General features: G+C 66.0%; 21 protein-coding genes. 11 read left to right on the top strand and 10 right to left on the bottom strand.

The genetic code is table 11. The features are described 5' to 3' along the window. Positions 1-27 precede the first annotated feature (27 nt). A complete protein-coding gene (locus EJC47_RS08340) occupies positions 28-1,053 on the bottom strand; it encodes a LacI family DNA-binding transcriptional regulator (RefSeq protein WP_126846763.1) in 1,026 nt (341 codons plus the stop codon). A gap of 134 nt (positions 1,054-1,187) precedes the next feature. Here EJC47_RS08340 and EJC47_RS08335 point away from each other — a divergent pair, with 134 nt between their 5' ends. The 7 genes from EJC47_RS08335 to EJC47_RS08305 all read left to right on the top strand — a co-directional run bounded on the left by EJC47_RS08335 (position 1,188) and on the right by EJC47_RS08305 (position 12,920). Then, positions 1,188-2,684, top strand: coding sequence for a UxaA family hydrolase (locus tag EJC47_RS08335; protein WP_126846761.1), 1,497 nt, complete (start codon positions 1,188-1,190; stop codon positions 2,682-2,684). Next, complete coding sequence (locus EJC47_RS08330) at positions 2,681-4,120, top strand: mannitol dehydrogenase family protein (protein WP_126846759.1); 1,440 nt, start codon at positions 2,681-2,683, stop codon at positions 4,118-4,120. Before EJC47_RS08335 ends, EJC47_RS08330 begins: the two co-directional genes overlap by 4 nt. 94 nt (positions 4,121-4,214) lie before the next feature. Next, the gene (locus EJC47_RS08325; RefSeq protein ID WP_033966175.1) at positions 4,215-5,009 is read left to right on the top strand and encodes a 2-keto-4-pentenoate hydratase; all 795 of its coding nucleotides are present in this window, start codon (positions 4,215-4,217) and stop codon (positions 5,007-5,009) included. A 55-nt stretch (positions 5,010-5,064) separates the two neighbouring features. Beyond that, on the top strand, positions 5,065-6,372 hold the full coding sequence (locus tag EJC47_RS08320; RefSeq protein WP_126846756.1) for an MFS transporter: 1,308 nt from the start codon (positions 5,065-5,067) through the stop codon (positions 6,370-6,372). After that, complete coding sequence (locus EJC47_RS08315; protein WP_126846754.1) at positions 6,362-10,120, top strand: LamG-like jellyroll fold domain-containing protein; 3,759 nt, start codon at positions 6,362-6,364, stop codon at positions 10,118-10,120. The genes EJC47_RS08320 and EJC47_RS08315 overlap by 11 nt, the downstream gene beginning before the upstream one ends. Next, on the top strand, positions 10,117-11,337 hold the full coding sequence (locus EJC47_RS08310) for a DUF885 family protein (protein ID WP_126846751.1): 1,221 nt from the start codon (positions 10,117-10,119) through the stop codon (positions 11,335-11,337). The genes EJC47_RS08315 and EJC47_RS08310 overlap by 4 nt, the downstream gene beginning before the upstream one ends. Continuing rightward, the gene (locus EJC47_RS08305) at positions 11,337-12,920 is read left to right on the top strand and encodes a family 43 glycosylhydrolase (RefSeq protein ID WP_126846749.1); all 1,584 of its coding nucleotides are present in this window, start codon (positions 11,337-11,339) and stop codon (positions 12,918-12,920) included. Before EJC47_RS08310 ends, EJC47_RS08305 begins: the two co-directional genes overlap by 1 nt. On the opposite strand, the gene EJC47_RS08300 is transcribed toward EJC47_RS08305, so the two are convergent. From EJC47_RS08300 to EJC47_RS08270, 7 genes are all read right to left on the bottom strand, one after another. Then, the gene (locus EJC47_RS08300; RefSeq protein ID WP_126846747.1) at positions 12,907-13,545 is read right to left on the bottom strand and encodes a tetratricopeptide repeat protein; all 639 of its coding nucleotides are present in this window, start codon (positions 13,543-13,545) and stop codon (positions 12,907-12,909) included. The two genes, EJC47_RS08305 and EJC47_RS08300, sit on opposite strands and share 14 nt — an antisense overlap. Beyond that, positions 13,542-13,949, bottom strand: coding sequence for a cytochrome c-type biogenesis protein (locus tag EJC47_RS08295; RefSeq protein WP_126846745.1), 408 nt, complete (start codon positions 13,947-13,949; stop codon positions 13,542-13,544). The genes EJC47_RS08300 and EJC47_RS08295 overlap by 4 nt, the downstream gene beginning before the upstream one ends. Next, on the bottom strand, positions 13,946-14,473 hold the full coding sequence (locus tag EJC47_RS08290) for a redoxin family protein (protein WP_126846743.1): 528 nt from the start codon (positions 14,471-14,473) through the stop codon (positions 13,946-13,948). The genes EJC47_RS08295 and EJC47_RS08290 overlap by 4 nt, the downstream gene beginning before the upstream one ends. Further along, positions 14,470-16,473 (bottom strand): heme lyase CcmF/NrfE family subunit, encoded by a 2,004-nt coding sequence (locus EJC47_RS08285; protein WP_126846741.1) that lies wholly within the window; start codon positions 16,471-16,473, stop codon positions 14,470-14,472. Before EJC47_RS08285 ends, EJC47_RS08290 begins: the two co-directional genes overlap by 4 nt. A gap of 148 nt (positions 16,474-16,621) precedes the next feature. Continuing rightward, on the bottom strand, positions 16,622-17,056 hold the full coding sequence (gene ccmE, locus EJC47_RS08280) for a cytochrome c maturation protein CcmE (protein WP_033964859.1): 435 nt from the start codon (positions 17,054-17,056) through the stop codon (positions 16,622-16,624). A 100-nt stretch (positions 17,057-17,156) separates the two neighbouring features. After that, positions 17,157-17,897 (bottom strand): heme ABC transporter permease CcmC, encoded by a 741-nt coding sequence (ccmC, locus tag EJC47_RS08275; RefSeq protein ID WP_033964858.1) that lies wholly within the window; start codon positions 17,895-17,897, stop codon positions 17,157-17,159. A 63-nt stretch (positions 17,898-17,960) separates the two neighbouring features. Further along, positions 17,961-18,452 (bottom strand): winged helix-turn-helix transcriptional regulator, encoded by a 492-nt coding sequence (locus EJC47_RS08270; RefSeq protein ID WP_010405266.1) that lies wholly within the window; start codon positions 18,450-18,452, stop codon positions 17,961-17,963. Between the two features lie 118 nt (positions 18,453-18,570). Here EJC47_RS08270 and EJC47_RS08265 point away from each other — a divergent pair, with 118 nt between their 5' ends. The 3 genes from EJC47_RS08265 (at position 18,571) to EJC47_RS08255 (ending at position 22,255) form a co-directional block, all read left to right on the top strand. Beyond that, on the top strand, positions 18,571-18,885 hold the full coding sequence (locus tag EJC47_RS08265; RefSeq protein WP_126846739.1) for a CC_3452 family protein: 315 nt from the start codon (positions 18,571-18,573) through the stop codon (positions 18,883-18,885). 115 nt (positions 18,886-19,000) lie between these two features. Beyond that, entirely contained in the window at positions 19,001-21,103 is a 2,103-nt protein-coding gene (locus EJC47_RS08260) for a RelA/SpoT family protein (protein WP_126846737.1), read from the top strand. Between the two features lie 60 nt (positions 21,104-21,163). Beyond that, the gene (locus EJC47_RS08255) at positions 21,164-22,255 is read left to right on the top strand and encodes a glycosyltransferase family 2 protein (RefSeq protein WP_409574478.1); all 1,092 of its coding nucleotides are present in this window, start codon (positions 21,164-21,166) and stop codon (positions 22,253-22,255) included. A gap of 6 nt (positions 22,256-22,261) precedes the next feature. Here EJC47_RS08255 and EJC47_RS08250 read toward each other — a convergent pair whose 3' ends face one another. Together EJC47_RS08250 and EJC47_RS08245 are read right to left on the bottom strand one after the other, a co-directional pair. Further along, positions 22,262-22,990 (bottom strand): class I SAM-dependent methyltransferase, encoded by a 729-nt coding sequence (locus tag EJC47_RS08250; protein ID WP_033964856.1) that lies wholly within the window; start codon positions 22,988-22,990, stop codon positions 22,262-22,264. Between the two features lie 17 nt (positions 22,991-23,007). Next, positions 23,008-23,436: a GtrA family protein gene (locus EJC47_RS08245; protein WP_231565078.1), complete on the bottom strand. Its 429-nt coding sequence runs from the start codon at positions 23,434-23,436 to the stop codon at positions 23,008-23,010. 62 nt (positions 23,437-23,498) lie between these two features. Between EJC47_RS08245 and EJC47_RS08240 the strand changes: the two genes are divergently transcribed. Next, entirely contained in the window at positions 23,499-25,274 is a 1,776-nt protein-coding gene (locus EJC47_RS08240; RefSeq protein ID WP_126846735.1) for an AcrB/AcrD/AcrF family protein, read from the top strand. Positions 25,275-25,396: the final 122 nt, after the last annotated feature.

Here is a 25,396-nt window from a genome sequence, read left to right as displayed (position 1 = left end):
TGGGTCGCAACCCCGTTAGTGGATGATCTATATGCTCGGTGCCGCCACCGAGCCACGCCGAATCAAGGTCGACAGGAACAGCGAGGGTTCCTCGACAATCTGTTCCCCGTCCAACCCCGCCGTGAGCTTCAGCGCCGCCGAGCGCGCCATCGATGCAATCGGCCATCGCACCGTGGTCAGCGGCGGCCAGACGTGTGCAGCAACGGGCGTATCGTCGAAGCCGACGATCGACAAATCCTTGGGGATGTCGAGACCGCGCTGTCGTGCCGCATGCATCACGCCCGCCGCCATTTCATCGTTGCTGGCGAAGATCGCGGTTGGACGCGGCATCAGATCGAGCAGGCGCTCTGCTGCGGTCAGCCCGGATTCGAAGGTGTAATTGCCGTCGGCGATCATGCTCCGCGGGAGCGCGATGCCCGCTTTGCTCAGCGCTTCTTCGAAGCCCAGACGTCGCTCGCGCGCCGAGCGGAAGCCATGCGGCCCAGCGATCAGGCCAATCCGGCGATGCCCCTGCTCGATCAGATATTCGGTCGCGGCTCGCACCGCCTCGCAATCGTTGGAGGCAACCATATGATCGTTATCGTCCAGCGGAGCAGACCCCATGCGGACATAGCGACACCCGATTTCGGCACACAATTTGGCAATCGTGTCATTCTCGCTGATCGGCGGGAGCAGGACGAGCCCGAACAGGCGCTGACGTTCGAGGAAATGCCGCAGATCGACCAGCATCGTCGCCGATCCGCGATCGACCGGGCGCACCACCAGTTCGAATTCGGTGCCGTGCAGCGCCTCCAAAATCCCCTGCTGCACATTCATCACCATTTGCGCATTGGGGTTGTCGTGGACGAGCCCGATCAGGAAATTGCGGCGCAGCGCGAGCGCGCGCGCCTGCGGATTGGGAATATAGCCCAGTTCACCGATCACATCCTCGACGCGCCGCCGCGTATCGTCGTTGAGCAAGGGCGAGCGGTTTATAACGCGGCTGACGGTCTTTTTGGAAACGCCCGCGATCCGCGCAACATCGTTGATCGTCGGTTGTCCGGTGCTTTTCATGCCATCGGCTTAAACCCAGGATGACCGGCTTGGCTAGTCCGACGGCGCGCTACGGCGAGCATGGGTGCCCTTGCCAAGCGATACGCGCCTGAGGCAGAGGCTGATACCGGTTACCCAAAATAAGCGAGCGAGGCGTGGCAAAAGCCCTTCTGGTGCATCCCGACGACAGCGTCGCGACCTTGGTCGAACCTGCGTCGGCGGGCGATGCCGTCACTTACGACGGTCACGAGGTCATCGCGCTTGTCGCCATACCGAGCGGACACAAGGTGGCGATCGCGCCGATCGCCGCGGGCGCGCCCGTGCTGAAATTCGGTTTTCCGATCGGCACGGCCACCGTCGCCATCGCGCCCGGCATGCACGTCCATTCGCACAATCTGGCGACCGCGCTCGACGGGACGCTCGACTATCACTTCACCCCCAAGCCCCCCGCACCGACGAGCGACGCGCAAGAAGCGGCGAGCTTCCAAGGCTATGTCCGCGCCGACGGGCGCGTGGCCACGCGCAATGAAATCTGGATACTCCCGACCGTCGGCTGCGTCGCGCGCACCGCGACCCGTATCGCCGCGCAGGCCGATGCCGCATTGGTGAACGAGAGCGCCGACGGCACCGTCGACGGAGTCCACGCCTTCACCCATCCCTTTGGCTGTTCGCAGCTTGGCGACGATCTTGACGGTACGCGCAGCATCCTGGCTGCGCTCGCGTGCCACCCCAATGCCGGTGGCGTGCTGATCGTCGGGCTGGGGTGCGAATCGAACCAGATCGACGCCTTGCTGCGCGAAATCCCGGAGGAACGGCGTTCCGCCATCCGCACGCTCGTCACGCAACTGGCCGGGGACGAGATTGACGAGGGCGTGGCCAAGGTCGCCGAACTGGTCGCGCTCGCACGCAGCAAACGCAGCACCGTCGCGCTCGACCGGCTGGTGCTTGGGGTGAAATGTGGCGGGTCCGATGGCTTGTCGGGGCTCACCGCCAACCCGCTCGTCGGCCGCATCAGCGAGCGCGTGGTCGCGGCAGGCGGAAGCGTGTTGCTAACCGAAATCCCGGAAATGTTCGGCGCGGAACGCCTGCTCATGGACCGCGCGGTCGACGAAAGCGTGTTCGACGGCATCGTCACGATGGTCAATGCTTTCAAACGCTATTTCCTCGACCATGGCGAGCCGGTGTCGGAGAATCCGTCGCCCGGCAATGTCGCGGGCGGCATCACCACACTGGAGGAAAAATCGCTGGGGGCCGTTCAGAAAGCCGGACGCGCACCGGTATCCCACGTCATCCCCTATGGCGCGCGCGTCGGCGGAGCCGGGCTGACTTTGCTCGAGGCACCGGGCAACGATGCCGTATCCTGCACCGCGCTGGCCGCAGCGGGGGCGACCGCCATTCTGTTCACCACTGGGCGGGGAACGCCGCTCGGCTTCCCGGTGCCGACGATCAAGATCGCCTCGAACAGCGCGTTGGCCACGCGCAAACCGGGCTGGATCGACTTCGACGCGGGCGAAGTTCTCGGTCACGGCTTCGACACGGTGGCGCAGGCGCTGGCCACGCAAGTCTGCGCGATTGCGTCTGGCGCGGCGACCGCCGCCGAGCGTAATGGCGAACGCGAAATCGCAATCTGGAAGCGGGGCGTAACCTTATGACGCGTTTGGGATATGGCACGTTCGATACTGTGCCAGCACAGGTGGCCCGCCCCAACCGCACCGCACCGCCGACCACCGGGATCGTCCATTTCGGCCCCGGAGCCTTCCACCGCGCACACCAGGCGGCCTATATCGATACGCTGCTCGACGGCGAGCCGGGTTGGGGCATTGCTGCGGTGTCGCTGCGCAGCGCGGGTACGGTGGCGGCGCTCGCTGAGCAGCAGGGGCTTTATACGCTCGCAGTCCGCGACATCGCGCCCGCCTATCGCATCATCGGTGCTCACAGCCGCTTTCTGGGCCCCGACGACGCAGAGCAGACGCTTGCCCTGCTCGCCGACCCTGCAGTGCGGCTGGTGACGACGACGGTGACCGAGAAGGGCTATTGCCTCACGGCGGACGGCACGCTCGACCTCTCGCATCCCGACATCGTCCATGATCTGGCCGCGCCTGCTGTACCGCGCAGCGTCATCGGCTGGATCATTGCGGGGCTCGCCGCGCGCCAAACCGCCGGGATTGCGCCCTTCGTGGTGATGCCGTGCGACAACCTCGCCAATAACGGGGCCAAGGTGCGTACAGCGCTGATCGGTTTTGCCCAGGCGCATGCGCCCGACCTGGCGACGTGGATTGCCACGCATGTCCGCGTGCCCGGCACGATGGTCGATTCGATCACCCCCGCCGCCGACGAAGCGCTCTATGCCGATGTCGCGGGGGTGCTCGGCGTCGAAGACCGCGCCGCCGTGCAGCGGGAGGCATTCGCGCAATGGGTGATCGAGGATCTCTACGATCCGGTCTGCGCCGCGCTCGGTCGCGCGGGAGCGACGTTGACCGACAATGTCGCTGGCTATGAACAGGCCAAGCTGCGCATTCTCAACGGGTCGCATTCGACGCTGGCCTATGCCGGTTTGCTGCGCGGCCATTCCAGCGTCGCCGACGCGATGGGCGATGCCACGCTGGCCGGATTCATCGATGCGATGATCCGCGACGACATTATCCCGACGTTGCCGCCTGTCACCGGGCTCGATCTCGATAGCTATCGTTCGGCGGTGCTGGCGCGCTTCCGCAACCCCGCGATCGTCCATCGGCTGGAGCAGATCGCCGCCGATGGCAGCCAGAAGATCCCCTATCGACTCGGCGACACGCTGGCGGCGCACCGCGCGCAGGGCCGGTTGCCGCGCCATGTGCTCGCCGCGCTCGGCTGCTGGATCGCCTTTCTGATGCAGCGCGCGCGCGCGGGGGTTCCGATCCTGGACCCGGCGGGCTCCGTCCTCGCCGATCTTGCGGCAACGGGCGACGCTCGCGCGGTGTTGGCCCGGCTGATCGCGGCGAGACTGGGGTTTTCGGGGGCATTGGCCGAAGATTCGGAGGCTGCGCAGTCGATCGCGCTCGCCGCGCAGGCTGCGTTCGACGGCGATTGGGCGACTGCGCTTTCCGGCTGATCGCGCCGATCCGCGATCCCTCTTGTCAATGACACCGGTTTCCCATACCCACTCGTCGAGATCGTCCTAGCGATCCATGAGGGGATGAAGCCACGTGCAGGCCAAGAAACGTCAAGACAATATCGCGCGAGTCGCAACCGAATTTGTCAGCGCCCGGCGCAGCGCGTCCGCACTGGTCGATTACCCCGGCACCATGCCCGCTGCGCTCGCCGAAGCCTATGCGATGCAGGATGCCGCCATTGCGCTTGCCGACCGCGTGATCGCCGGCTGGAAGGTCGGGCGGATCAACCCGCCCCTGGAGGGGGCAGACCGCCTCGCCGGGCCGATCTTCGCCGACCAGACCTTCGACGCTGGAGAAACCCCACGCGCGATGACCGTCTATGCTGGCGGATTCGCGGCGGCAGAGGCGGAATTTCTGCTGCGGATCGGCACGGCACCCGACCCTGCCAAGATCGATTATACGCTGGCCGAAGCGACCGCGCTGATCGACCGGGTGTGTGTCGGCATCGAAATCGCCAGTTCGCCCTTTGGCGGCATCAACGACCATGGCCCCGGTGTCACCATTTCCGATTTCGGCAACAATAACGGGCTGGTGATCGGCCCCGATATTGCCGACTGGCGCGACCTCGACCTCAATCAATGGCCGGTCGAGTTGACCATCGACGGCGCATCGACCGGGGTCGCCACCGCCGCCGCCATGCTTGATGGCCCCTTCGGCGCAGCCCGCTTCCTGTTCGAACTGATGGCGCAGCGTGGCATCGCGCTCAGCGCAGGGCAGTGGATCTCGTCCGGAGCGGTCAGCGGCGTCCACCAAGTTCACATTGGCGCGCAAATTTCGGCCATCTTCGACAACCGGCTGACGGTGGCCTGTAGCATCGCAGCGCAATAACCGCGATTATGATCCGGCAAAGGTTCGAAACAGGGCCGCCGACAGGAGAGAGATGATGGCGACGGCCGAACTTCCGATCGAAACGGGTGCAAGCGGGACGATAGCGGCCGACGCAAGCACGGTCGGACGCTATCGCTGGGTGATTTGCGGCCTGCTCTTTGCCGCCACCGCGATCAATTATGTCGATCGACAGATGATCGGGCTGCTCAAGCCCAACATCTCGGGCGAATTCGGCTGGGACGAGAATGCCTATGCCGACATCGTCTTCTGGTTCCAGGCGGCCTATGCGATCGGCTATATCAGCTTCGGCTCGATCGTTGACCGGGTCGGGGCGCGTGTCGGCTATTCGATCGCCTTCATCATCTGGACGCTCGGCCACACCTTGTGCGGCTTTGCCGGATCGACCTTGCAGTTTGCGGCTGCCCGCGCGGTCCTGGGCCTTGGCGAATCGGGCAATTTCCCGGCGGGCATCAAGGCCGTCTCCGAATGGTTTCCGGCACGCGAGCGGGCACTGGCGACGGGCGTGTTCAACGCCGGTGCCAATATCGGCGCGGTGGTGACCCCGCTGATCGTACCCGCGATCACGCTCGCCTTTGGCTGGCAGATGGCGTTCATCGTCACCGGGGTCGCGAGCCTGGTGTGGCTGGTCGCCTGGATCGCCATCTATCGCCGCCCGCGCGAACAGCCGCGCCTCAGCGCCGCCGAACTCGCCCATATCGAAAGCGACCCCGCCGACCCCGCACAGAAGATCGCCTGGACGCGGCTGCTCGGCTATCGCGAGACTTGGGCCTATGCGCTGGGCAAGTTCCTGATCGACCCGATCTGGTGGCTGTTCCTGTTCTGGACGCCCGATTTCCTGTCCAAGGCCTATCATCTCGATTTGAAAAGCTTCGGCCCGCCCTTGGTGGTCATCTATCTGATCTCGGACTTTGGCAGCATTGCCGGGGGCTGGTCCTCCTCGCGGCTGATGAAGCGCGGCTGGTCGGCCAATGCCGCACGCAAGACGACGATGCTGGTCTGCGCCTTTCTCGTGATGCCGATCTTTTTTGCGCAATATATCGCCAATCTGTGGGCGGCGGTGGCGATCGTTGGGCTGGCGACAGCCGCGCATCAGGCGTTTTCGGCCAATCTCTACACCATCCCGTCGGACATGTTCCCGCGCAAGGCGGTGGGCTCGGTGGTCGGCATCGGCGGCATGGTCGGCGCGATCGGCGGCATGGGGATGGCCAAATTCACCGGCTACATCCTGCAGACGACGGGCAGCTACACACTGATCTTCGCGGTCGCGGGCAGTGTGTATCTGATCGCAGTCGGCGTCATCCATCTGCTGTCGCCGCGCCTGGCGCGCGTCGATGCGCTGTAAGGCCGGGCTGGCGAGCCTGCTCGCCATCGCTGTCGCCGCCCCGGCAGCGGCGCAGGATGCAAGCGGCCTGCTGTTCCGCGTTTCCGCCGACAGGAGCCTGACCGCGGACACCGCAATCGGCGATCCGGTGCCCAATTTCCGCAGCGGCGTCAGCGTCGTGCCCGATGGCGCGATCGGCGGCGCGGCGCGCTGGGCCGATGATGGCTATGTCGCGTGGAAGGCGCCCGGAAATATGCGGGCCGAGCGCGGCACGCTCAGCTTCTTCTGGCGACCCCGCGAAAAGATGGGCGTCGCGCCCTTCGTGATCTTCCGTGCGGGCTTTGCCGATCACAGCAGTTGGGACATGGCCTTCCTGCGAATCGACTGGAACGGCCACGGCTTCGACGCCTTCGTCACCGATGCCAACCTGTCGCGCATCCGCGTCTCCTGGACGATCGACAGCGCGCCCGCTGCCGATGCGTGGAAGCATATCGCCTTTGCCTGGGATGAGACCAAGGGCGTTCGGCTCTTCGTCGATGGCCGCGAAGTCGCGCGCAAGGATCAGGTCGCCGATCTCGATTCGGGGCTCGACCAGTTCGGCCTCGCCGGGCGCGTGCTCTCCCCCCACCAAGTGCAGAGCCGCTACCATTTCATGCGCGGCAGCGACCTGGATGAGATTCGCGTGTACGATCGGATGCTCGCCGCCGCCGACATCGCCGCCTTGGCCGGCAAGGGTGATCCGGCCCCCGCCCCTTCCGTGGACGCCGCCGCGCGCCGCACCGCCTGGCTGCACCGTTATGGCTGGGATGCAGGCGCGCCGCCGGTGCTCGATGCCCCCGCCACCACCGTGCGCAAGGTCGAGTTCGCCGACGCCAAGGATTTGAAGGAATGGATGTGGAAGGGCATCGACGGCATCGCCGAGACGACCTGGCCCGGCGTCTATAACCGCTCCAGACTGCCCGGTCGCGACGATTATTTCGAGCTGCCCGACTGGAACGTCTATGTCGAAGGCGGCAAGCGCTATGACCTGACCGTACCACCCGGCGAACGCTTCAACCGCGTCGAGATTCGCGGCGCGGCTTATGGCTCCCTGCTGTGGTCGGACGGCGGCAAAACCACCACGCTTGCCACCCGCGCCCAAGGCACCGTCCGCAGCGTCAGCGCGGTGTCCGAGCGTCAGGGCGGCACGCTAAGCTTCGTCAACACGATGCAGGAGCAGCCGATCCAGGAACTATGGGCCTATGACGTAAAGGCCGGTGCGGAACCGGCGGGATCGTTCAAACTCTCCTACACCGTCGATGCCAATGCCTCGACCAGGATCGCCGCGCTCGCCAGCCTCGAATCCTTCATCACCGGCCGTTATGCGCCCGACGAGCGCAGCATGGTCGTCGCCTTGCCCAGTTCCGGCATCAAGGCAGCGGTCGGCGCGGCAGCAGCGGGGGCTGGCGCACCAGCGCAAGCCCGCGCGCCCGGCCTGCCGATTGTCCACATCCTGATCCCGGCCAGCCTTGGCGATGCCTATGCCGACAAGCCGCTGGCGCGCGCCTTCGATTATGGTTGGCAGAATCTGCATGACGGGCTCGACGGCATCGCGATCGATCTGCCCGCGCTCGCCGGCACCGGGCCGGTCCCGCTCAATATCCGCGTGAAGGACCCGATCTGGCCCGGGCGGGACATGATCGACCTGTCGGTCAGCGTGCCTGCCGACACGCCGCGCACGCTGTGGCTCGACCTGCGCGACCGCATCCTGTCCAATGACAGCCTGTATCTCAGCATCGCCTCGGCCCTGCCCGGCTTCGATGCCGCTGCGCTCAACGGCGCGAAGATCCGATTGGTGTTCAAGGATCGCGCCGCCGCTTTGCCCGAGCATATCGCCGACCGGCTCAACCAGGTGAAGGACAATTGGGGCTTTCTGGTCGAGGAGCACACCGCCTCCAAGCGCGCAGCGCTGTACGCGCGCCTGTTCGGCGACATTACCGACTTGCTCCGCGTCGACCCCGACAATGTGACCGCGCGCCAATATTGGGCCGACATCAATTACCGCCCCGAAAACCTGCCCGCCGTCCCCCAGCCAACCGCCCCCCCGGGCGTGCCGCTCTGGGCGTTTCGCCAACTGGAAGATCTGAAGCTGGTGCGCCAGTTCGTCAATTGGTGGATCGACCATCGCCAAGTGCCGTATGGCGATTTCGGCGGCGGCATTTCCGACGATACCGATCTGACCCAGCAATGGCCCGGCCTCGCGCTGATGGGGGTCGAGCCCGACAAGATCAACGCTTCGGTCCGCGCCCTCGCCGATGCCGCGTACAAGAACGGGATGCGCGTGAACGGCCTCGGCTACATCGCCACCGACGAGCTTCACGCTTATGAGGAAGGGCTCAACTCGGATGCCGAGCGGCTCTATCTCAACTGGGGCGAGCCACGCTCGATCGAGCGGCTGATGGCAACGACCAAGGCGTTGCAAGGCGTGATCCTGAAGAACCCGGCGGGTCACCTGCATTTCGCCAGCAACTGGTATGGCGGGCGTATGATGTACCGCGAGGGGGCGTGGGAATGGCAGAAGCCCTATAGCTTCACCGTGCTGCACGCGCCGATCCTGCTCGGCCTGTATAATGGCAGCACGCCCGCGCGCGCGCTGGTGACCGGCGTGATCGACGGCTGGATGGCGCATGGCAAACAGGCGGCCGATGGCGCGTGGTCCTACCCCAATGAAATCAACTGGCGCAGCGATGCCGAGCGTGTCGGCGATGGCGGCGGGGTGAGCACGCCGCTGCAGGCAAGCTGGGCGGCGTGGCGCTTTACCGGCGATGCCAAATATCTGCGCCCGATCGAGGCGCGGGTCGCCAAGAGTCCGGCGGGGCTGGCCGAATTCAACGAAAACGCCTTCACCGCCTTGCCCGATGGCACCGCGTTGCGCGCGCGGGCGGCCAAAAGCGAGGAGCCGTTCGGCCGTTATGCCGCTTGGTCGGCAACGGGCGATCTAGACGTGCTCGCCACGCTGCACGGCGAGGCGATCGCCGATAAGATGCAGCATATGGCGATGTACACCGACGGCCATTGGTGGAGCGACCGCGTCGAACAGCCAAGCGACATCCTGCAGCGCGAACGGCTCGGCGGGATCGCGCTGAAGCGCAACCAGACCTGGCCGGGCAATACGGTGAGCTGGCGCTTCGCCACGCCGGACGCGGCGGAGCAGGTCGCGATTCTGCTGCCCGGCGCGACGCGCGACCGCTTCAAGGTGATCGCCTATAACACCAGCAACCGCCCGCAAGCCGCGACGATGACGGCGTGGAACGTCACCGCCGGACGCTGGTCGATCGCAACCGAGCGCGGCGCGGCACCTGAGCGCACGACGGTCGCGCTGGAGCGCAGCGCCGCGATCCCGCTCACCTTCGCGCCGGGCGAGACCGTGCTCGACTTTGCGCTGGTGACACCCACCACGCCGGTCGAAACCCGCCCCGATCTAGGCATTGGCCGCGACGATGTGCGCGTTGCGGGCCAGCGCGTCACGGTCACCGTCCACAGCCTAGGCGCAGTGCCAACCACGGCGGGCCGCGTGTCGCTGTGGCAGCAGGATCGCAGGATCGCCAGCGCCGCCGTGCCGCCGCTCGCCGCGCCGGGCGATCTCATCCCCAAAACCGCGCAGGTGACGCTGACGGTGCCCACGGGCATCGACCCGCAACAGCTCTTGGTTCGTGTCGAACAGGCTGATGGCGGTGCCGAAGTCACCCAGCAGAACAACACCGTCGCCATCGCCGATCGCACGCCATGACGACGCGGCGCGCGCTGCTCGCCGGTGGCGCGGCGCTGGCGCTGGCCGGGCGCGTGCGAGCCACGCCCCCTACTTCCTTACGCGCGGCGCTCGATGCGGCGGCGGCCTTGCCGCACGATCCGGGAGCAGCGCTGTCGCTGCTGGCAGGATATGACCGGAACGGCCTTGGCCCGTCTGCGCAGCTCGACCTCGATACCGCCCGCGCCGGGCTGGCAATCGACCTCGAGATCGTGCGCCGCTTCGCAGTCGATCCCCGCGCCAAGGGGCCGCCGCGCACCCCGGCGCACGCCACGCTCTTGCTCCGCCGCAAGCTCGGCAATGACGTCGATCCGCGCGCGGCGGCGACCCGGCTGGAGGCCGAACGCCGCCGCTGCGCCGCCCGCGCCGATGCCCTGTTCGCGCGGCTGGGGATAGCGGGGGCCACTACCGGCGCGCGCTTCTCGGCATTGTGGCGCGACCCGCGCCAGGCTTATGCCACCCCCGACGCCGCTTTGGCCGATATGAACCGGTGGCTGGCGGAGCTACGCGCGCGTGTCCCGGCCGTGGTCGGCGCGGTGCCGCGCTGGTGCCTGAACGTCGCCGCCGATCCACCAACCGCCTCCGACCGCGCTGCCGCCCATTACGGCTATCGCACGCTGCCCACGCCCACCCAGCCGGGCGGCTACGTCCCCGACCTCCAACGCCTCGCCGATCGCCCGGCGTTCACGCTGCCGAGCGTCGTCGCGCACGAATTGCTCCCCGGCCATATGGTGCAGATGCCGCTGGAAGCCGCTGCCGATCCGCACCCGCTCCGGCTCGATTATGCGCCGGGCTTTGCCGAAGGATGGGCGATCTATATCGAACGCCGCGTTGCCGATGCGGGAGTCTACGCCACCGATCCGCTCGCCGAACTCGGTTATCTCCACTGGCGGCTGTTCCGCATCGGGCGCGCGCTGGTCGACCTTGCCATCCATCTCCACGGCCTGCCCCTGGCCGAAGCACGCGCGCGCCTGGTCGCCTGGCAGGGCGAACCAGCGTATTTCGCGCCATTCGATGCCGATCTCGCGCGGATCATGCAGGAACCGATGACGCGCGCATCGGAAATGCTGTTCGCGCTCGCCATAGAAGACGGCGCGCGCGACCGATCCGGCGCGGCGCTGGTACGCTATCACCACCTACTGCTCGATCACGGCCGGATGCGCAGCGACCAACTGGCGCGCCGCGCCCGGGGGCGATGATGCGCCTCACACGCCGGGACGCGCTCGCAGCGGCTGGCGGCAGCGCTGCATTGCTGCTCCCCAGCGGCACCGCCGCCGCAACCGACACTCCCGCCGCGTATCGGCGCGGACTGGACCAGCAACGCATCGCCGATCTTGGCGACGGACGCTTCCTCAATCCCGTGCTTTCAGGCGACCGCCCCGACCCCGCCATCCTGAAAGACGGGCAGGACTATTACCTGACCTTCTCCAGCTTCGATTCCTATCCCGGCCTGATCCTGTGGCATTCCCGCGATCTGGTGAACTGGCGACCGATCGGCCCCGCGCTCCACCGCAACATCGGCTCGGTCTGGGCGGTGAGCCTCGCCAAGCATGACGGGCGCTATTTCCTCTATATCCCGACCAAAGCCTCGCCCAATGCGATCTGGGTGATCCATGCCGATCGCATCGAAGGGCCGTGGAGCGAACCGATCGATCTCGGCCTGCACGCGCATATCGATCCGTGCCATGTCGTCGGCGAGGACGACTCGCGCTGGCTGTTCCTCTCGGGCGGCGACCGCGTGCGCCTGTCCACCGATGGCCTGTCGACCGTCGGCAGCCCCGAACATGTCTATGATCCGTGGCACTATCCGAGCGACTGGGTGGTCGAGGGATTCTCGCCCGAAGGCCCCAAGATCGTCCGCCACGGCGGCTATTTCTACCTCATCACCGCCGTCGGCGGCACCGCCGGGCCACCGACCGGGCATATGGTGATCGCCGCCCGCGCACGCTCGATCCACGGGCCGTGGGAGGACTGCCCCGCCAACCCGCTGGTGCGCACGCGCGACCGATCCGAACGCTGGTGGTCGCGCGGCCATGCCTCGCTGGTCGAAGGGCCAGCGGGCGATTGGTGGGCGCTCTATCACGGCTATGAGAACGGCTATTGGACGCTCGGGCGGCAGACGCTGCTCGATCCCGTCGCCTGGACCGCCGATGGCTGGTTCAAAATGATGGGCGGCGATCTGTCGCGCCCGCTCGCCAAGCCCAAGGGCGGCAGCGCGATGCCGCACGGCATGGCCCTGTCCGATGATTTCCAGGCCCCAGCGCTCGGCACGCGCTGGAGCTTCTTCCGCCCGCGCCCGAACGAGACCGATCGCCTGTCGGTCGCCAATGGCACACTGACGCTCACCGCCAGCGGCACCGCGCCGGTCGATTCGGTCCCCCTGCTGCTGATCGCAGGCGACACCGCCTATCGCTTCGACTGCGAGATCGAGATCGATCCCGGCACCACCGCCGGGCTGCTGCTCTTCTATGACGACACACTCTATTGCGGCCTCGGCTTCGATCAGGAGCGCTTCGTCACGCACCAATATGGCCAGGAGCGCGGCCGCCCGCACAATCCGCACGGGCACCGGATGCGGCTGCGCGTCACCAATGATCGCCACATCGTCACCTTCGACACCAGCGGCGATGGCGGACGCACCTGGGCACGCTTCGATCGCGGCATGGAAGTGTCAGGCTATCACCACAATGTGCGCGGCGGTTTCCTGATGCTGCGCCCGGGGCTTTATGCGGCAGGCACAGGCAACGCGCGCTTTCGCGATTTCCGTTTCACGGCTTTGTAGAATGCGCCGCCGCCACTCTCAGGAATCGATCCAGCGCCATCACCCGCTCGGCGATATCGGCACGGTACGGCGCACCCGGCGGTGTTGCCGCAAGCGCAGAGTGCCAGGCCGGCTGCGCCGCCGCCAGATCCCCGACATCGACATAAGCGAGGCCCAGGAAGAATAACGGTCCGGGTGTCTCGGGTGCGAGCAGCACCGCACGGCGAAACGCGAACTTCGCCGCAGGGGACACCGCCCGGTCATGCAGCGCGAAGGCATAGCCAAGCCCGGTCCACAGCGCCGCATCGCGCGGACGCAAGGCAATGTCGCCGCGCAGCCCATCGATGGCGGCGCGCGCGTCGCCATCGCGCAACCGCGCATCGGCGCTGGCCAATGCCAGGCCGTCGGCAGGGGACAGCGCGAATATCGCGTCGCGAAACGCGACCATGCCGGGGTCGATCGCGATCGGTGTAACATCGGCGGCAACCGGCTTGCCCGGGACATGGCGTGGCCCCTGCGCGGCAAAACCCGCCGCCCCCAGCATCAGCGCCGCGCCCGCGATCGTCCACAAGGATCGCGACACGCCCAGCGCCGACAACAGGGCCGCCGTCGCAATCCCGACGACCAGCAGGATTCCCCAGTTCATGCCCGCCGCCGCTTCTTGAAGCTCGCCCGCGCAAGCCACGCGCCCAGCGCCAGCAGCACCAGCGGGGTGATCCACAAAGGCGCGGTCAGCGCGCTGAGCGGCGGATCGTAACTGACATAGTCGCCATAGCGCGAGACCAACCACGCGCGGATCGTTTCCGGGCTTTCTCCCGCCGCGATGCGCGTACGCACCAGGGAACGCATGTCCCCCGCCATCTCGGCATTGCTGTCGGCGATCGACTGGCCCTGGCACACCACGCAGCGCAGCGTGACCATGAGCGCCTGCGCCTGCCGCTCCTGCGCCGGATCCGTCAGCTGAACGTTGGCGAGCGGCGCGGGCGGTTGTTTGCTGTCGGCAAAAACCGGGCTGGACGCGATCAGCAAAAGGAGGGCCAGCCGCCTCACCGCGCATTCCTTACGGCCGCGATCAGGCCCGGCACATCCTCCTCGCGAATGTCGCCGACATGCTGCAGCACGATCCGCCCGTCACCGCCGATCACGAAGGTCTCGGGCACGCCCGAAGAACCCAGCGCGAGCTGTACCGCACTGACCTTGTCATCGCCGATCGCGGCATAAGGATCGCCATTGCGGGCCAGGAAATCGGCGATGGCAGCGGGCGTGTCCCGGACTGCCACCGCATCGATCTCGACCCCGGCCTGTTTGAGCGCGAGCAATTGCGGGGCCTCGGCGATGCACGGGATGCACCAACTGGCAAAGACGTTGAGCAGCCGCGGCTTACCCTTGGCGAACGCGGTCGTCGCCAGCCCCGGCTTGCCGGGCACGATCGGCGGCAGGTCGAATTTGGGCAAAGGCTGCCCGACCAGCGCCGAATGAATGGTGCGGTCGGCGGGCTTGTACAGGCCCCAGCCGATCACTGCGAGCAACGCGACCGCCGCCGCGAACGGCACCCAGATCAGCAGCCGCTTCATGCATATGCCTCGCGCAAAGCCGCGCGTCGCCCGCGCGCCAACCGCCCGAGCAACGACAGCGCCCCCCCGATCGCGATCAGCGCACCGCCCAGCCAGATCAGCGTCACGAACGGCTTCCACCACAGCCGCAATTGCCAGCGCCCGGTGCCGTCGGGCTCGCCCAGCACGGTGTAGAGCTGCCCGTCCCAGCGCGTCGCGATCGCGGATTCGCTCGTCACCGTCACCGGATTGGCAAAAAAGCGCGATTGCGGCCGCAGATAGAAGGTCGCGCCGTCATCGCCCCGCCGCACGCTGAGCCGCGCCTCCAGCGCCGACCAGTTGGGCCCGATCACCGGCTTGATCCCGTCAAGCGTCACGGTGAACGGCCCGACATGCTGCGGCTCCCCCACGCGCGCCGCAACCAGCGTCGCCTGCGTGAACGCCGTATCGCAGGCCATGCCGGCCAGGCTCACCGCGATGCCGAGATGCGAAACCACCATGCCATAGGTGAACAGCGGCGTGCGGCGCAGGTTGCGCTTCCACAAAGGTGCCAAGCTCGCCGCCGCCAGCCCGACCGCCAACGCCAGCCCGAGCATCGGCAGCAAGGCCACGCCCCCGATCGTCGCCAGCAGGATCAACACCACGCCCGTCGCCGCGACCGGCACCGTCATTCGCGCGAGCACCGCCGCCAGCGTATCGCGCCGCCAGCGCAACAGCGGGCCCACCGCCATCACCGCCACCAGCACCAAAGCGACCGGCCCGGCGGCCTTGTCGAAAAAGGGCGGGCCGACCGACAATTGTGTGCCGAATGCCGCCGCCACGATCGGGTAGAGCGTGCCGATCAGCACAATGCCCAGGATCACCGTCAGCAGCAAATTGTTGGCGATCAGCGCGCCTTCACGGCTGACGAAATCGAAGCTGTTGCCTTGCTTGACCGTGCCGACGCGCAGCGCAAACAGCAGCATCGCACCACCGATATACAGCGCGAGCAAGGCGAGGATGAAGCTGCCGCGCGTCGGATCGACCGCAAAGGCATGCACGCTGGTAAGGATGCCCGATCGCACGAGGAAGGTGCCGATCATCGACATCGAGAAGGCGACCACCGCCAGCATCAGCGTCCACGCACGCAAGCCGTCGCGCGTCGCCAGCACCGTCACCGAATGCAGCAAAGCCGTCGCCGCCAGCCACGGCATCAGCGAGGCGTTCTCGACCGGGTCCCAGAACCACCAGCCGCCCCAGCCCAGTTCATAATAGGCCCAATAGGAGCCTGCGGTGATCCCCAGCGTCAGGAAAATCCACGCGCCCAGCACCCACGGTCGCATCGCGCGCGCGAAAGCCGGACCGACATCGCGCGTCACCATCGCGCCGACCGCGAAGGAGAAAGCAATCGAGATGCCGACATAGCCGATGTATAAAGTCGGCGGATGGAAGGCGAGGCCGGGGTCCTGCAGCAACGGGTTGAGGCCATTGCCATCGGCTGGTGCCGGATCGAGCCGCGCAAACGGATTGGAGGAGAATAGCAGGAAGGCGTAAAACCCTAGCGCAATCGCGGCTTGCGCGCCGAGCGTCGCGATCAGCGTCGGCTTGGCGAGCGTGCGTTCGAGCACCGCCACCGCCGCCCCGGCTATGCCGAGGATCGTCACCCACAGCAGCATCGAGCCTTCGTGATTGCCCCATGCGCCGGCGATCTTGTACAGCATCGGCTTGTCCGAATGGCTGTTCTCGGCGACCAGCAGCACCGACATGTCGCTGCGCGCGAACACGGTGATCAGCAGCAGCATCGCCAGCAAAGCGAGCAACCCCTGCACCACCGCCACCGGTCGCACGGCGGCCATGATCTCCTCGGTCAGGAGGCGCTTCGCGGCGTCGCCCTCTTGTCCCGTTCGGGCTGAGCCTGTCGAAGCCCCCTGCGCAACGGACAGGCGACTGGTCCGCCACACCCCAAGCGCCGCCAGCACCAATTGCAGCAACGCGAGCGCTGCGGCGAACCACAAAGCGGCAAGGCCAGCTTCGGCGATCATTGCTCTGGCAATCCACAAAATACGCCGCGCGCGTCACCCCGGGCTTGTCCCGGGGCCCACCCAACCGCACGGACACGGTACGCGGCGCGGTGGCCCCCGGGACAAGCCCGGGGTGACGGAGCGAAATAGGCGCGCGGTGCCAGGCCGATCATTGTTTCAGCGTCTTTGTCTCGTGCATCTTGCCCGCAATCTCCGGCGGCATGTATTTCTCATCATGCTTGGCCAGCAAATTGGTCGCGGTGAAGCTGCCATCGGGATTGAACGATCCTTCCGCCACCACGCCCGATTTCTCGCGGAACAGGTCGGGGGCGATGCCCTTGAAGGCCACCGGCACGGTGGCGACGCCGTCGGTAACGACGAAACGCATCGACACGCCGTCGGGAAGACGCTGGATCGAATGATCCGCGACCATCCCGCCGAGCCGCACCGCGCGGCCGAGCGGAAGCCCGTCCTTCTTCACATCGCCCGGCGCATAGAAGAAGGCCGCCTGGTCCTTCAGCGCGGACAGCGCCAGCACGCTCGCCCCGCCGACCGCCGCGACCGCGAGCAACACCAGCGTCAGGCGTTGATGCTTGGCCTTCATCGTTTCTCGCTCCGGCGCATCGCCACGAAGCTCCACGCCGCCAGCCCGACCGAGACGACCCCGGTCAGCGCATAAGCGGCCATCACGAACGGCCAGGGGTTCATACGGCCACATCCACGACATGCGCCATGCGCCGCATCCGCGCCTCGGCCTTGGTCCGCGCGAGAATGGTACGCATCCGCATCAGCACGATCGCGGCGAAGAAGCAGGTGAAGCCGCTGAGCGTGAACCATAAGGGCCACAGGATCGTCGCATCGATCTTGGAGGAAGTGAGACCGATGCTTTGCCCCTGGTGCAGCGTGTTCCACCACACCACCGAATAGCGGATGATCGGCAACAACACCGATCCGGCAATGCCATAAATCGCCGGAATACGTCCGTCGCCGCCGCGATCGTCATCGGCGCGGGTCAGCGCCATGAACCCCAGATAGACGAAGAACAGCAGCAACATCGAGGTCAGCCGTCCGTCCCATTGCCACCACGTGCCCCAGGTGGGTCGCCCCCAGATCGATCCCGTCGCGAGGCACAAAGCCGCGAACGCCGCACCGGGCAGCGCGATCGCGCGCGCCGCGATCATCGCCAGCGGATGCCGCCATACCAGAAAGGTCAGCGACGACACCGCGATCCCGCTCCACCCGGCCATGCCGAGCCACGCCGTCGGCACGTGAATGTAGAGGATCCGCACCGTCTCGCCCTGCAGATAATCGGGCGGGGTCCGCGCCAGCCCGCCCCACACGCCGTAAGCGATCAACAGCACGCCCGCCCAGAACAGCGGCGGCGTCAACGGACGCGCCAGTTTCAGGAAACGCGCCGGATTGGCGAAGGTGTGAAGGCTTGCCACGCATCACCGATACGCAAGATCGATCGGCGAATCTACAGGGCGTTTCGTCGCAGCCCCCGCGGCTTATTCGGCGGCGCGCAACGCCTGTTCGTCATAATTGACGTCCTCCGGCAGCGCCCACAGCAAGTCGGGTTTGGTCAGCACCCGGCCATCCCAGGCGCGCACCTCGATCGGCGCGATCGGGCGCATGTCGCGCTTGTCGACCAGCACCGGGCTGGCGCGAAAGCCCGTTTCCCAGCGCTCGCCCCACTGCCGCAGCGCCAGCATCGTCGGCAGCAACGCCGTGCCCTTCTCGGTCAGTTCATATTGAATCTTGCGCCGGTCCTCGGGCATCGCCGTGCGGGTCAAGATGCCATGATCGACCAGTCGCCCCAGCCGGTTGGCGAGAATGTTGCGCGCGATGCCAAGTTCGGACTGGAACTGCTCGAAATGGTGCAAGCCGTTAAACGCGGCACGCAGGATCATGAAGCTCCAGCGTTCCCCCATCGCCTCCAGCGCCGCGGGCAGGCTGCACTTTACCAGTTCCCGCAAGGGTTCGCGCAGTTTTTCGTCCATAATCGTCAACCTTATCCCATCTTGACCCGTCATGGGACTGAAATATACGTTTCTACTTGCAACTCGCATGTGCAGCATTTAGGTGGCCCTTAGCAACTGATTTATGAGGACCGTCGCCATGATTCGTACGCTCGCCACCGCTGCCGTTCTGGCCTCGGCCACTTTGCTCGCGCCGATGGCCGCCCATGCCGCCGACGACAATGCGTATTACGCCGCCACCCCGGTCGCCGCCCCCACCAAGACCGTGCTCATCACCAGCGGAACGCTGTGGAAGTGGAACAACACTGCCTTCACCGCCGCCAAGGGTCCGCAGCGCGACGTCATCGTGTGTGAAATGGTGGCCCAGCGCGCTGGCAAACTTTCGGCCTTCACCGCAGCGGGTCAGGCGTTCGACGCCGATGCGCTCGCCAAGTGCAACGCCCGCGTCAAATAAGCATCCTCCCCGAGAGGTGCATTGCCCCTTCCGCGCCCGCGCGGGAGGGGCTTTTTTTGGCCTTCGGGCTAAACATGTTGCAAAGCAACAGGCTCAGACGCCATCTTGGGGCTAGATGCTACGCCAATATGAACTCGTCGATCGGGTCCTCGATTACGATCCCACTGCCAATGAGGCGCTGTTGAACCGCGCCTATGTGTTCTCAATGCAGGCACATGGCAGCCAGAAACGCGCCAATGGCGACCCCTATTTCAGCCACCCGATCGAGGTGGCCGGCATCCTGACCGATCTGCACCTCGACGACGAAACGATTGCGACCGCGATCCTGCACGACACGATCGAGGATACCGTCGCCACGCCCGAGGAGATTACACGGCTGTTCGGCCCCTCGGTCGCGCGGCTGGTCGACGGCGTAACCAAACTGTCCAAGATCGAGGCGCAGACCGAAAACGAGCGCGCCGCCGAAAACCTGCGCAAATTCCTGCTGGCGATGTCCGACGACATTCGCGTGCTGCTGGTCAAGCTCGCCGACCGGCTGCACAACATGCGTACGTTGCATTTCATCAAGAATCCCGACAAGCGCAAACGCATCGCGCGCGAGACGATGGACATCTACGCCCCGCTCGCCGAGCGGATCGGCATGTATGAGTTCATGAAGGAGATGCAGACGCTCGCCTTCGCGCAGCTCGAACCCGAAGCCTATGAATCGATCACCAAGCGTCTTGCCCAGTTGAAGGAAGGCGGCGGCGACCGCATCGCCAAGATCGGGTCGGGGCTGAAACTGCTGCTGTCGCGCGCCGGGATCGAGGCCGAAATTTCGGGTCGCGAAAAGCATCCCTATTCGATCTGGAAGAAGATGGCCGAGCGCCATATCAGCTTCGAACAATTGAGCGACATCATGGCGTTCCGCGCGATCGTGCCGACCGAGGAGGCGTGTTACGCGGCGCTGGGCGTGATCCACCGCCGCTGGCCGATGGTGCCGGGGCGCTTCAAGGATTATATCTCGACCCCCAAGCGCAACGGCTATCGCTCGCTCCACACCAGCGTCATCCACGCCGACAATACCCGCGTCGAAATCCAGATCCGCACACACGACATGCATGAAGAGGCCGAGCTCGGCCTCGCCGCGCATTGGGCGTACAAGCAGGACCCGATGAACGGGCGGGTGCGCCCCGACACGCAAGTGAGCTGGATCCGCGATCTGGTCGAAATCCTCGACAATGCCGAGAGCCCCGAGGAGCTGCTCGAACATACCAAGATGGCGATGTACCAGGATCGCATCTTCGCCTTCACCCCCAAGGGCGAATTGCACCAATTGCCAAAAGGCGCGTCGCCGATCGACTTTGCCTACGCCGTCCATACCGATCTCGGCGATCAGGCGGTCGGGGCCAAGATCAACGGTCGCGTCGTGCCGCTGCGCACGACAATCGAAAATGGCGATCAGGTGCAAATCCTGCGGTCCAAGGCGCAGGAGCCGCAGGCCAATTGGCTGAACTTCGCGATCACGGGCAAGGCGCGCGCCGCGATCCGGCGGCATTTGCGCCACAAGGAACGCGTCGAGACGCAGGCGCTCGGCCGCAAGATGTATGACGAGCTGGTCTCGCGCCTGCCCGCCCCGCTCGCCGGCAATGCGCAGGCGATGGCGATGCAGCGGCTGAAGGTCGCGGACGAAGCCGCCTTGCTCGAAGCGATCGCGCGCCGTCGCTTGCCCGATGCGGCGGTGATGGAGGCGCTGATGCCGGGTTCGGCCGGTGCCGATGCGTTGCGCGACTTGCCGCCGCAATCGAGCGCGATCTCGATTCGCGGGCTGACCGCCGGGGTCGCCTTCGATCTCGCCGAATGCTGCCATCCGGTGCCGGGCGACCGCATCGTCGGCTTGCGCCGCCCCGATGCGGGGATCGAGGTGCACACGATCGATTGCCCGATCCTCGCCGCCGCCGACGATGCCGATTGGGTCGATCTGTCATGGGGTGACAAAACCGAAGGCGCGACCGGGCGCATCTCGGTCGAGGTCAAGAACGAACCCGGCGCGCTTGGCACGATCGCGACGATCATCGGCGCGCAAAAGGCCAATATCGTCAATTTGCGGCTCGACAATCGCGACACCGGTTTTCACACCAACACGATCGATGTGGAAGTGCATGATGTCCACCATCTGATGCACGTCATCGGGGCGCTGCGCGCGGCGGACGCGGTTAACAGCGTGGTGCGGGTCTGATCTTGCCCCGCCGCGCAACTTCTCCATGACGGGGCCGTGACGACACGCTATTCAGCGCACATGTCGCGTCCCATATCCCCCCCAGCGTTATCCGTTGTCATTCCCTGCTATAACGAAGCCGCGTGCCTTGCCGTGCTGCACGCGCGCGTCACCGCCGCCGCGCGCGCTGCGGTCGGGGATGATTACGAAATCCTGTTCATCAACGACGGTTCCCGCGACGATAGCTGGGGCGAGATGCAGCGCCTTGCCGCCGATGACCCACGGCTGGTCGTCATCAACCTGTCGCGCAACCACGGCCACCAGCTTGCGCTCACCGCCGGGCTCGATCTGTGCTCGGGCGCGCAGATCCTGATTATCGATGCCGATCTGCAGGACCCGCCCGAATTGCTGAGCGACATGCGCGCCGCGATGGCCGCGCAGGGGGCCGATGTCGTTTATGCCGTGCGCCGCAAGCGCGAGGGCGAGACACTGTTCAAGAAAGCCACCGCCGCCGCTTTCTATCGCTTGCTCGACCGCGTCACCGACACCGCCATCCCGCTCGATACCGGTGATTTCCGCTTGATGAGCAGGCGGGCGCTCGACGCCTTCCTGTCGATGCCCGAACAGGCCCGCTTCATTCGCGGCATGGTCGCCTGGGTCGGCTTCAAGCAGATCCCCTTCCCTTATGACCGCGCCGAGCGCCATGCGGGGGAAACCAATTATCCACTCGGCAAGATGATCCGCCTCGCGCTCGACGCGGTCACCGGCTTTTCGACCGCGCCGTTGCGCTTCGCCAGCCATTTGGGCCTGGCGCTGACGGCGGCATCGTTGCTGCTGTTCCTCTATATCGCGGTCGGCTTTTTCAGCGGCAGCGCGGTCGCGGGTTGGACCTCGACGATGCTCGTCGTCGTGCTGCTCGGCGCGTTCCAGATGTTCGTGCTGGGCATGATCGGCGAATATCTCGGGCGGCTGTATGTCGAATCGAAGCGCCGCCCGCTCTATCTGGTTGCCGATGTGGTGGGGCCGATCCAGGGGCGGGCGACGCTCGGCTATCGCGCGGAAGCCCAGCCCCAGCCCGTTCGCCCGGAGCTTGTCGAAGGGCAGCGCTCACCGCAGGAACCAGACCTTGCGGAAAGCAGTGCTTCGACGGGCTCAGCACGAACGGAGGGGTGACCCCCCTTATTTCACCGAAGCGAGCGTCACGATCGACACGCCCGGCGACAGCGGTACACGACCGACCAGGTGACGCTCCAGCCGGAAAACCGCCTCGAACAGCGCGTTCACCGGCCCGGGCGGCGGCGAATCGTCGCTATCGTCCTTGCCGCGAATCCGCCCCGCCACGCGCGACGCCACCGCCAGCGGGAACAGCAGCGAGTTGAACCAGCGCAGGCCATTATGCTTCAGCCCCGCCTTGCCGATCGCCGCGCCCAGCGTCGCCTTGGAATAGCGGCGGTGATGGTGGTTGACGACATCGTGCGCGCTCCACATCCATTGGTGCGCGGGCACCGCGATCAAAATCTTGCCGCCGGGCTTCAGGCATTCCCCCATCGCCTTCAACGCCGCGACATCGTCTTCGATATGCTCGACCACATCGAGCACCGCGATCAGATCATAGGCACCGCGCTCGACCCCGGTCAGCTCGGGCAAGGGGGCAGCACCAACCGGCTTGCCCAGCCGCTCACTGGCAATCGCACGCGCGGCGGGATCAATCTCAATTGCCTCGACCGTGCCGAAAGCGCCAAGCATCGGCAGATTGTGGCCTGTGCCGCAGCCAATCTCCAGGATACGCGCATCGGCCGGCAAATGCCCTTCGCGCGCCAGATAGTCGGCCAGGATGTCGCGCCGCGCGCGATACCACCAATGCGTCGAATCATGCGCCGCCATGCGGTCGTAAACGATTCTATCCAAGGTCGACGCATCCCATCTTATTTGAACACCAGATAGCGGTTGAGCACGAAGGTCATCCCCGTTGCCAGCACGATCGCGGGCAGCAGCGGCACCCAGCCGGGATAGCCGAGCTTGGCGGTGCCGATCCAGGTGATCAGCGCGTTCAGCGCCATCCCCGATGCTTGCACCAGCACGAACTGCACTTGCTGCGCCGCCCCCCGCGCGCCCGTGCCATGCCCTTTGAAGCTCCAGCGGCTGTGCAGGAAAAACCCCGCCGTCACCGCGACCGCAAACGCGAACGGCACGGCATAGACCGCATGCTGCCGCTCGAACACATACAGCGTCAGCGGCAGGTACACCGCCGAATAGAGCACCGTCGACAATCCGCCGGCGATGCCGAACCGCACCATCTGGCCGAACAGCGGGTTCGACCGCCAGCGATCGACGTGTTGGAGGAGTGTCGTCACGTTTGCTTGCCCTTTACGCGTGCCGCAGTAGAGCGCGATCTCGGTCTAGGAAAGCGGTTTGGATGAAGCTTGGTTCGTTGACGCGCATGGTGGATCGCGATTGGATCCGTCTGAGCCTGATCGCCTGGCTGTGTATCGCAGTCTATTTCCTCCACGATCGCTGGGTCGGCATTCATTATCTGCAGCTGGGCGACACCGACGACAATATGCGGCTGATGCAGGTGCGTGCCTGGCTGGGCGGGCAGGGCTGGTACGACCTGCGCCAATATCGACTGAACCCGCCGGGCGGCTATGACATTCACTGGAGCCGAATCGTCGATTTGCCGATCGCCGGGCTGATCCTGCTGCTGCGCCCGTTCGTCGGCGCGCGCGAAGCCGAGATGCTCGCCTGCGGCATTGCCCCGCTGCTGCCGCTGAGCATCGCCATCCTTGGCCTGGGGGCCACGGTCCGGCGCCTGATCAGCCCCTATGCCTGGCCGCTCGCGATCGCCTTGCTGCTATGCTGTTCGGCGACGCTCTTGATGTACATGCCCGAACGCATCGATCATCACGGCTGGCAACTCGCCATGCTCAGCCTGACGGTGGCGGGCCTGTCCGATCCAAAGGGGATACGCGGCGGTGCGATCGTCGGATTGGCCAGCGCGGTATCGCTGGCGATCGGGCTCGAAATGCTGCCTTACACCGCGATTGCCGGTGCGATCCTGGCGCTGCGCTGGATCTGGGACCGTGCCGAAGCGCAGCGCTTGTCCATCTATGCACTGTGCCTGGGGGCGGGCAGTGGCCTCGGCTATGCGCTGTTCGCCTCTTACGGCAACGCCGCCTTGCGCTGCGACGCGCTGACGCCGGTGTGGCTCAGCGTGATGGTGATGGCGGGCGGGCTGCTGTTCGCGCTCGCCTGGGTCAATCCGACCAACCGCTGGGTGCGGCTTGCGCTCGCCATCGCGGCGGGCGCGGTGATCGTGATCGGCTTCGCTTTGGTCTTCCCGCAATGCCTCGGCCGCCCCGAACAGGCCTCGCCCGAATTGCAAAAGAACTGGCTCAACATGATCCGCGAGGCGCGGCCAATCTATGTCCACCCGTTCCGCGTCGCCTTCCCGGTCGCGATCATGCCGGTGGTCGGCGTGATCGGCGCGATCATCGCGACGTGGCGCGCGCGCGGCACCGCGCTGGGTGCGGCGTGGGCGACGGTCTTGCTGTTCGTCACCGGGGCCGCCTTGCTGTTGCTGTGGCAAGCGCGCGCGGGGCCGGCCGCGCAAATGCTGGCGGTGCCGGGCGCAGTGGCGCTGGCATGGCTGTTAATCCCCTATCTGCAAGCCCAGCGCTCACCGCTGGTGCGCGTGCTCGGGACGGTGGCGGTGATATTGCTGGTTGGCTCAGGCCTGTTCGCCGGGCTCGCTTTTCGCTTCTTGCCGATCGACCGACCGACCAAGCGCGTCCAGATCATCGATCGCGCCAGCGGTTCGTGCCCGACAATGACGGCGCTGAGCCCGCTCAACCGTTATCCGGCGCAAACGATCTTCAGCTTCGTCGATCTGGGTCCGCGCATCATCACCATCACGCATCACAATGCGGTGGCGGGGCCGTATCATCGCAATGGCGATGCGATCCTGGATGTGCAGCACGCCTTTTCCGGCACGCCGGACACTTTCCGCGCCATCGCCAAGCGCCACGGCGCGACGCTGCTGCTGATTTGCCCGAACATGGCGGAATCGACGATCTACCGCGTGCGCGCGCCCGGCGGCTTTTACGACCAGCTCGCCCACCGCAAGACCTTCGATTGGCTCGAGCCGCTGCCGTTGCCTGCCAAATCGCCGCTGCGGCTGTGGCGGATCAAATAGCGCAAAGCGCAGTCTTTTCGCCTTCTTCTTCGTGCCTTTGCGTCTTCGTGCGAGAGAATTTCTTTGATCGCACAAAGACGCAAAGGCACGAAGAAGATATGAAAAAGCTGACCTGCGGTCGG

It is taken from the genome of Sphingomonas sp. TF3, from assembly GCF_003985085.1.
GTDB lineage: Bacteria > Pseudomonadota > Alphaproteobacteria > Sphingomonadales > Sphingomonadaceae > Sphingomonas.
Note: the sequence above shows the minus strand (reverse complement) of the source record. Positions and strands in the feature narration are given on the sequence as shown.

What these genes read in the sequence shown, in the direction of transcription:
- EJC47_RS08340 (WP_126846763.1), bottom strand. Translation starts at nt 1,053, where the DNA reads ATGAAAAGCACCGGACAACCGACGATCAACGATGTTGCGCGGATCGCG.
- EJC47_RS08330 (WP_126846759.1), top strand. Translation starts at nt 2,681, where the DNA reads ATGACGCGTTTGGGATATGGCACGTTCGATACTGTGCCAGCACAGGTG.
- EJC47_RS08320 (WP_126846756.1), top strand. Translation starts at nt 5,065, where the DNA reads ATGGCGACGGCCGAACTTCCGATCGAAACGGGTGCAAGCGGGACGATA.
- EJC47_RS08315 (WP_126846754.1), top strand. Translation starts at nt 6,362, where the DNA reads ATGCGCTGTAAGGCCGGGCTGGCGAGCCTGCTCGCCATCGCTGTCGCC.
- EJC47_RS08310 (WP_126846751.1), top strand. Translation starts at nt 10,117, where the DNA reads ATGACGACGCGGCGCGCGCTGCTCGCCGGTGGCGCGGCGCTGGCGCTG.
- EJC47_RS08305 (WP_126846749.1), top strand. Translation starts at nt 11,337, where the DNA reads ATGCGCCTCACACGCCGGGACGCGCTCGCAGCGGCTGGCGGCAGCGCT.
- EJC47_RS08300 (WP_126846747.1), bottom strand. Translation starts at nt 13,545, where the DNA reads ATGAACTGGGGAATCCTGCTGGTCGTCGGGATTGCGACGGCGGCCCTG.
- EJC47_RS08290 (WP_126846743.1), bottom strand. Translation starts at nt 14,473, where the DNA reads ATGAAGCGGCTGCTGATCTGGGTGCCGTTCGCGGCGGCGGTCGCGTTG.
- EJC47_RS08285 (WP_126846741.1), bottom strand. Translation starts at nt 16,473, where the DNA reads ATGATCGCCGAAGCTGGCCTTGCCGCTTTGTGGTTCGCCGCAGCGCTC.
- ccmE (WP_033964859.1), bottom strand. Translation starts at nt 17,056, where the DNA reads ATGAAGGCCAAGCATCAACGCCTGACGCTGGTGTTGCTCGCGGTCGCG.
- EJC47_RS08270 (WP_010405266.1), bottom strand. Translation starts at nt 18,452, where the DNA reads ATGGACGAAAAACTGCGCGAACCCTTGCGGGAACTGGTAAAGTGCAGC.
- EJC47_RS08265 (WP_126846739.1), top strand. Translation starts at nt 18,571, where the DNA reads ATGATTCGTACGCTCGCCACCGCTGCCGTTCTGGCCTCGGCCACTTTG.
- EJC47_RS08260 (WP_126846737.1), top strand. Translation starts at nt 19,001, where the DNA reads ATGCTACGCCAATATGAACTCGTCGATCGGGTCCTCGATTACGATCCC.
- EJC47_RS08255 (WP_409574478.1), top strand. Translation starts at nt 21,164, where the DNA reads ATGTCGCGTCCCATATCCCCCCCAGCGTTATCCGTTGTCATTCCCTGC.
- EJC47_RS08240 (WP_126846735.1), top strand. Translation starts at nt 23,499, where the DNA reads ATGAAGCTTGGTTCGTTGACGCGCATGGTGGATCGCGATTGGATCCGT.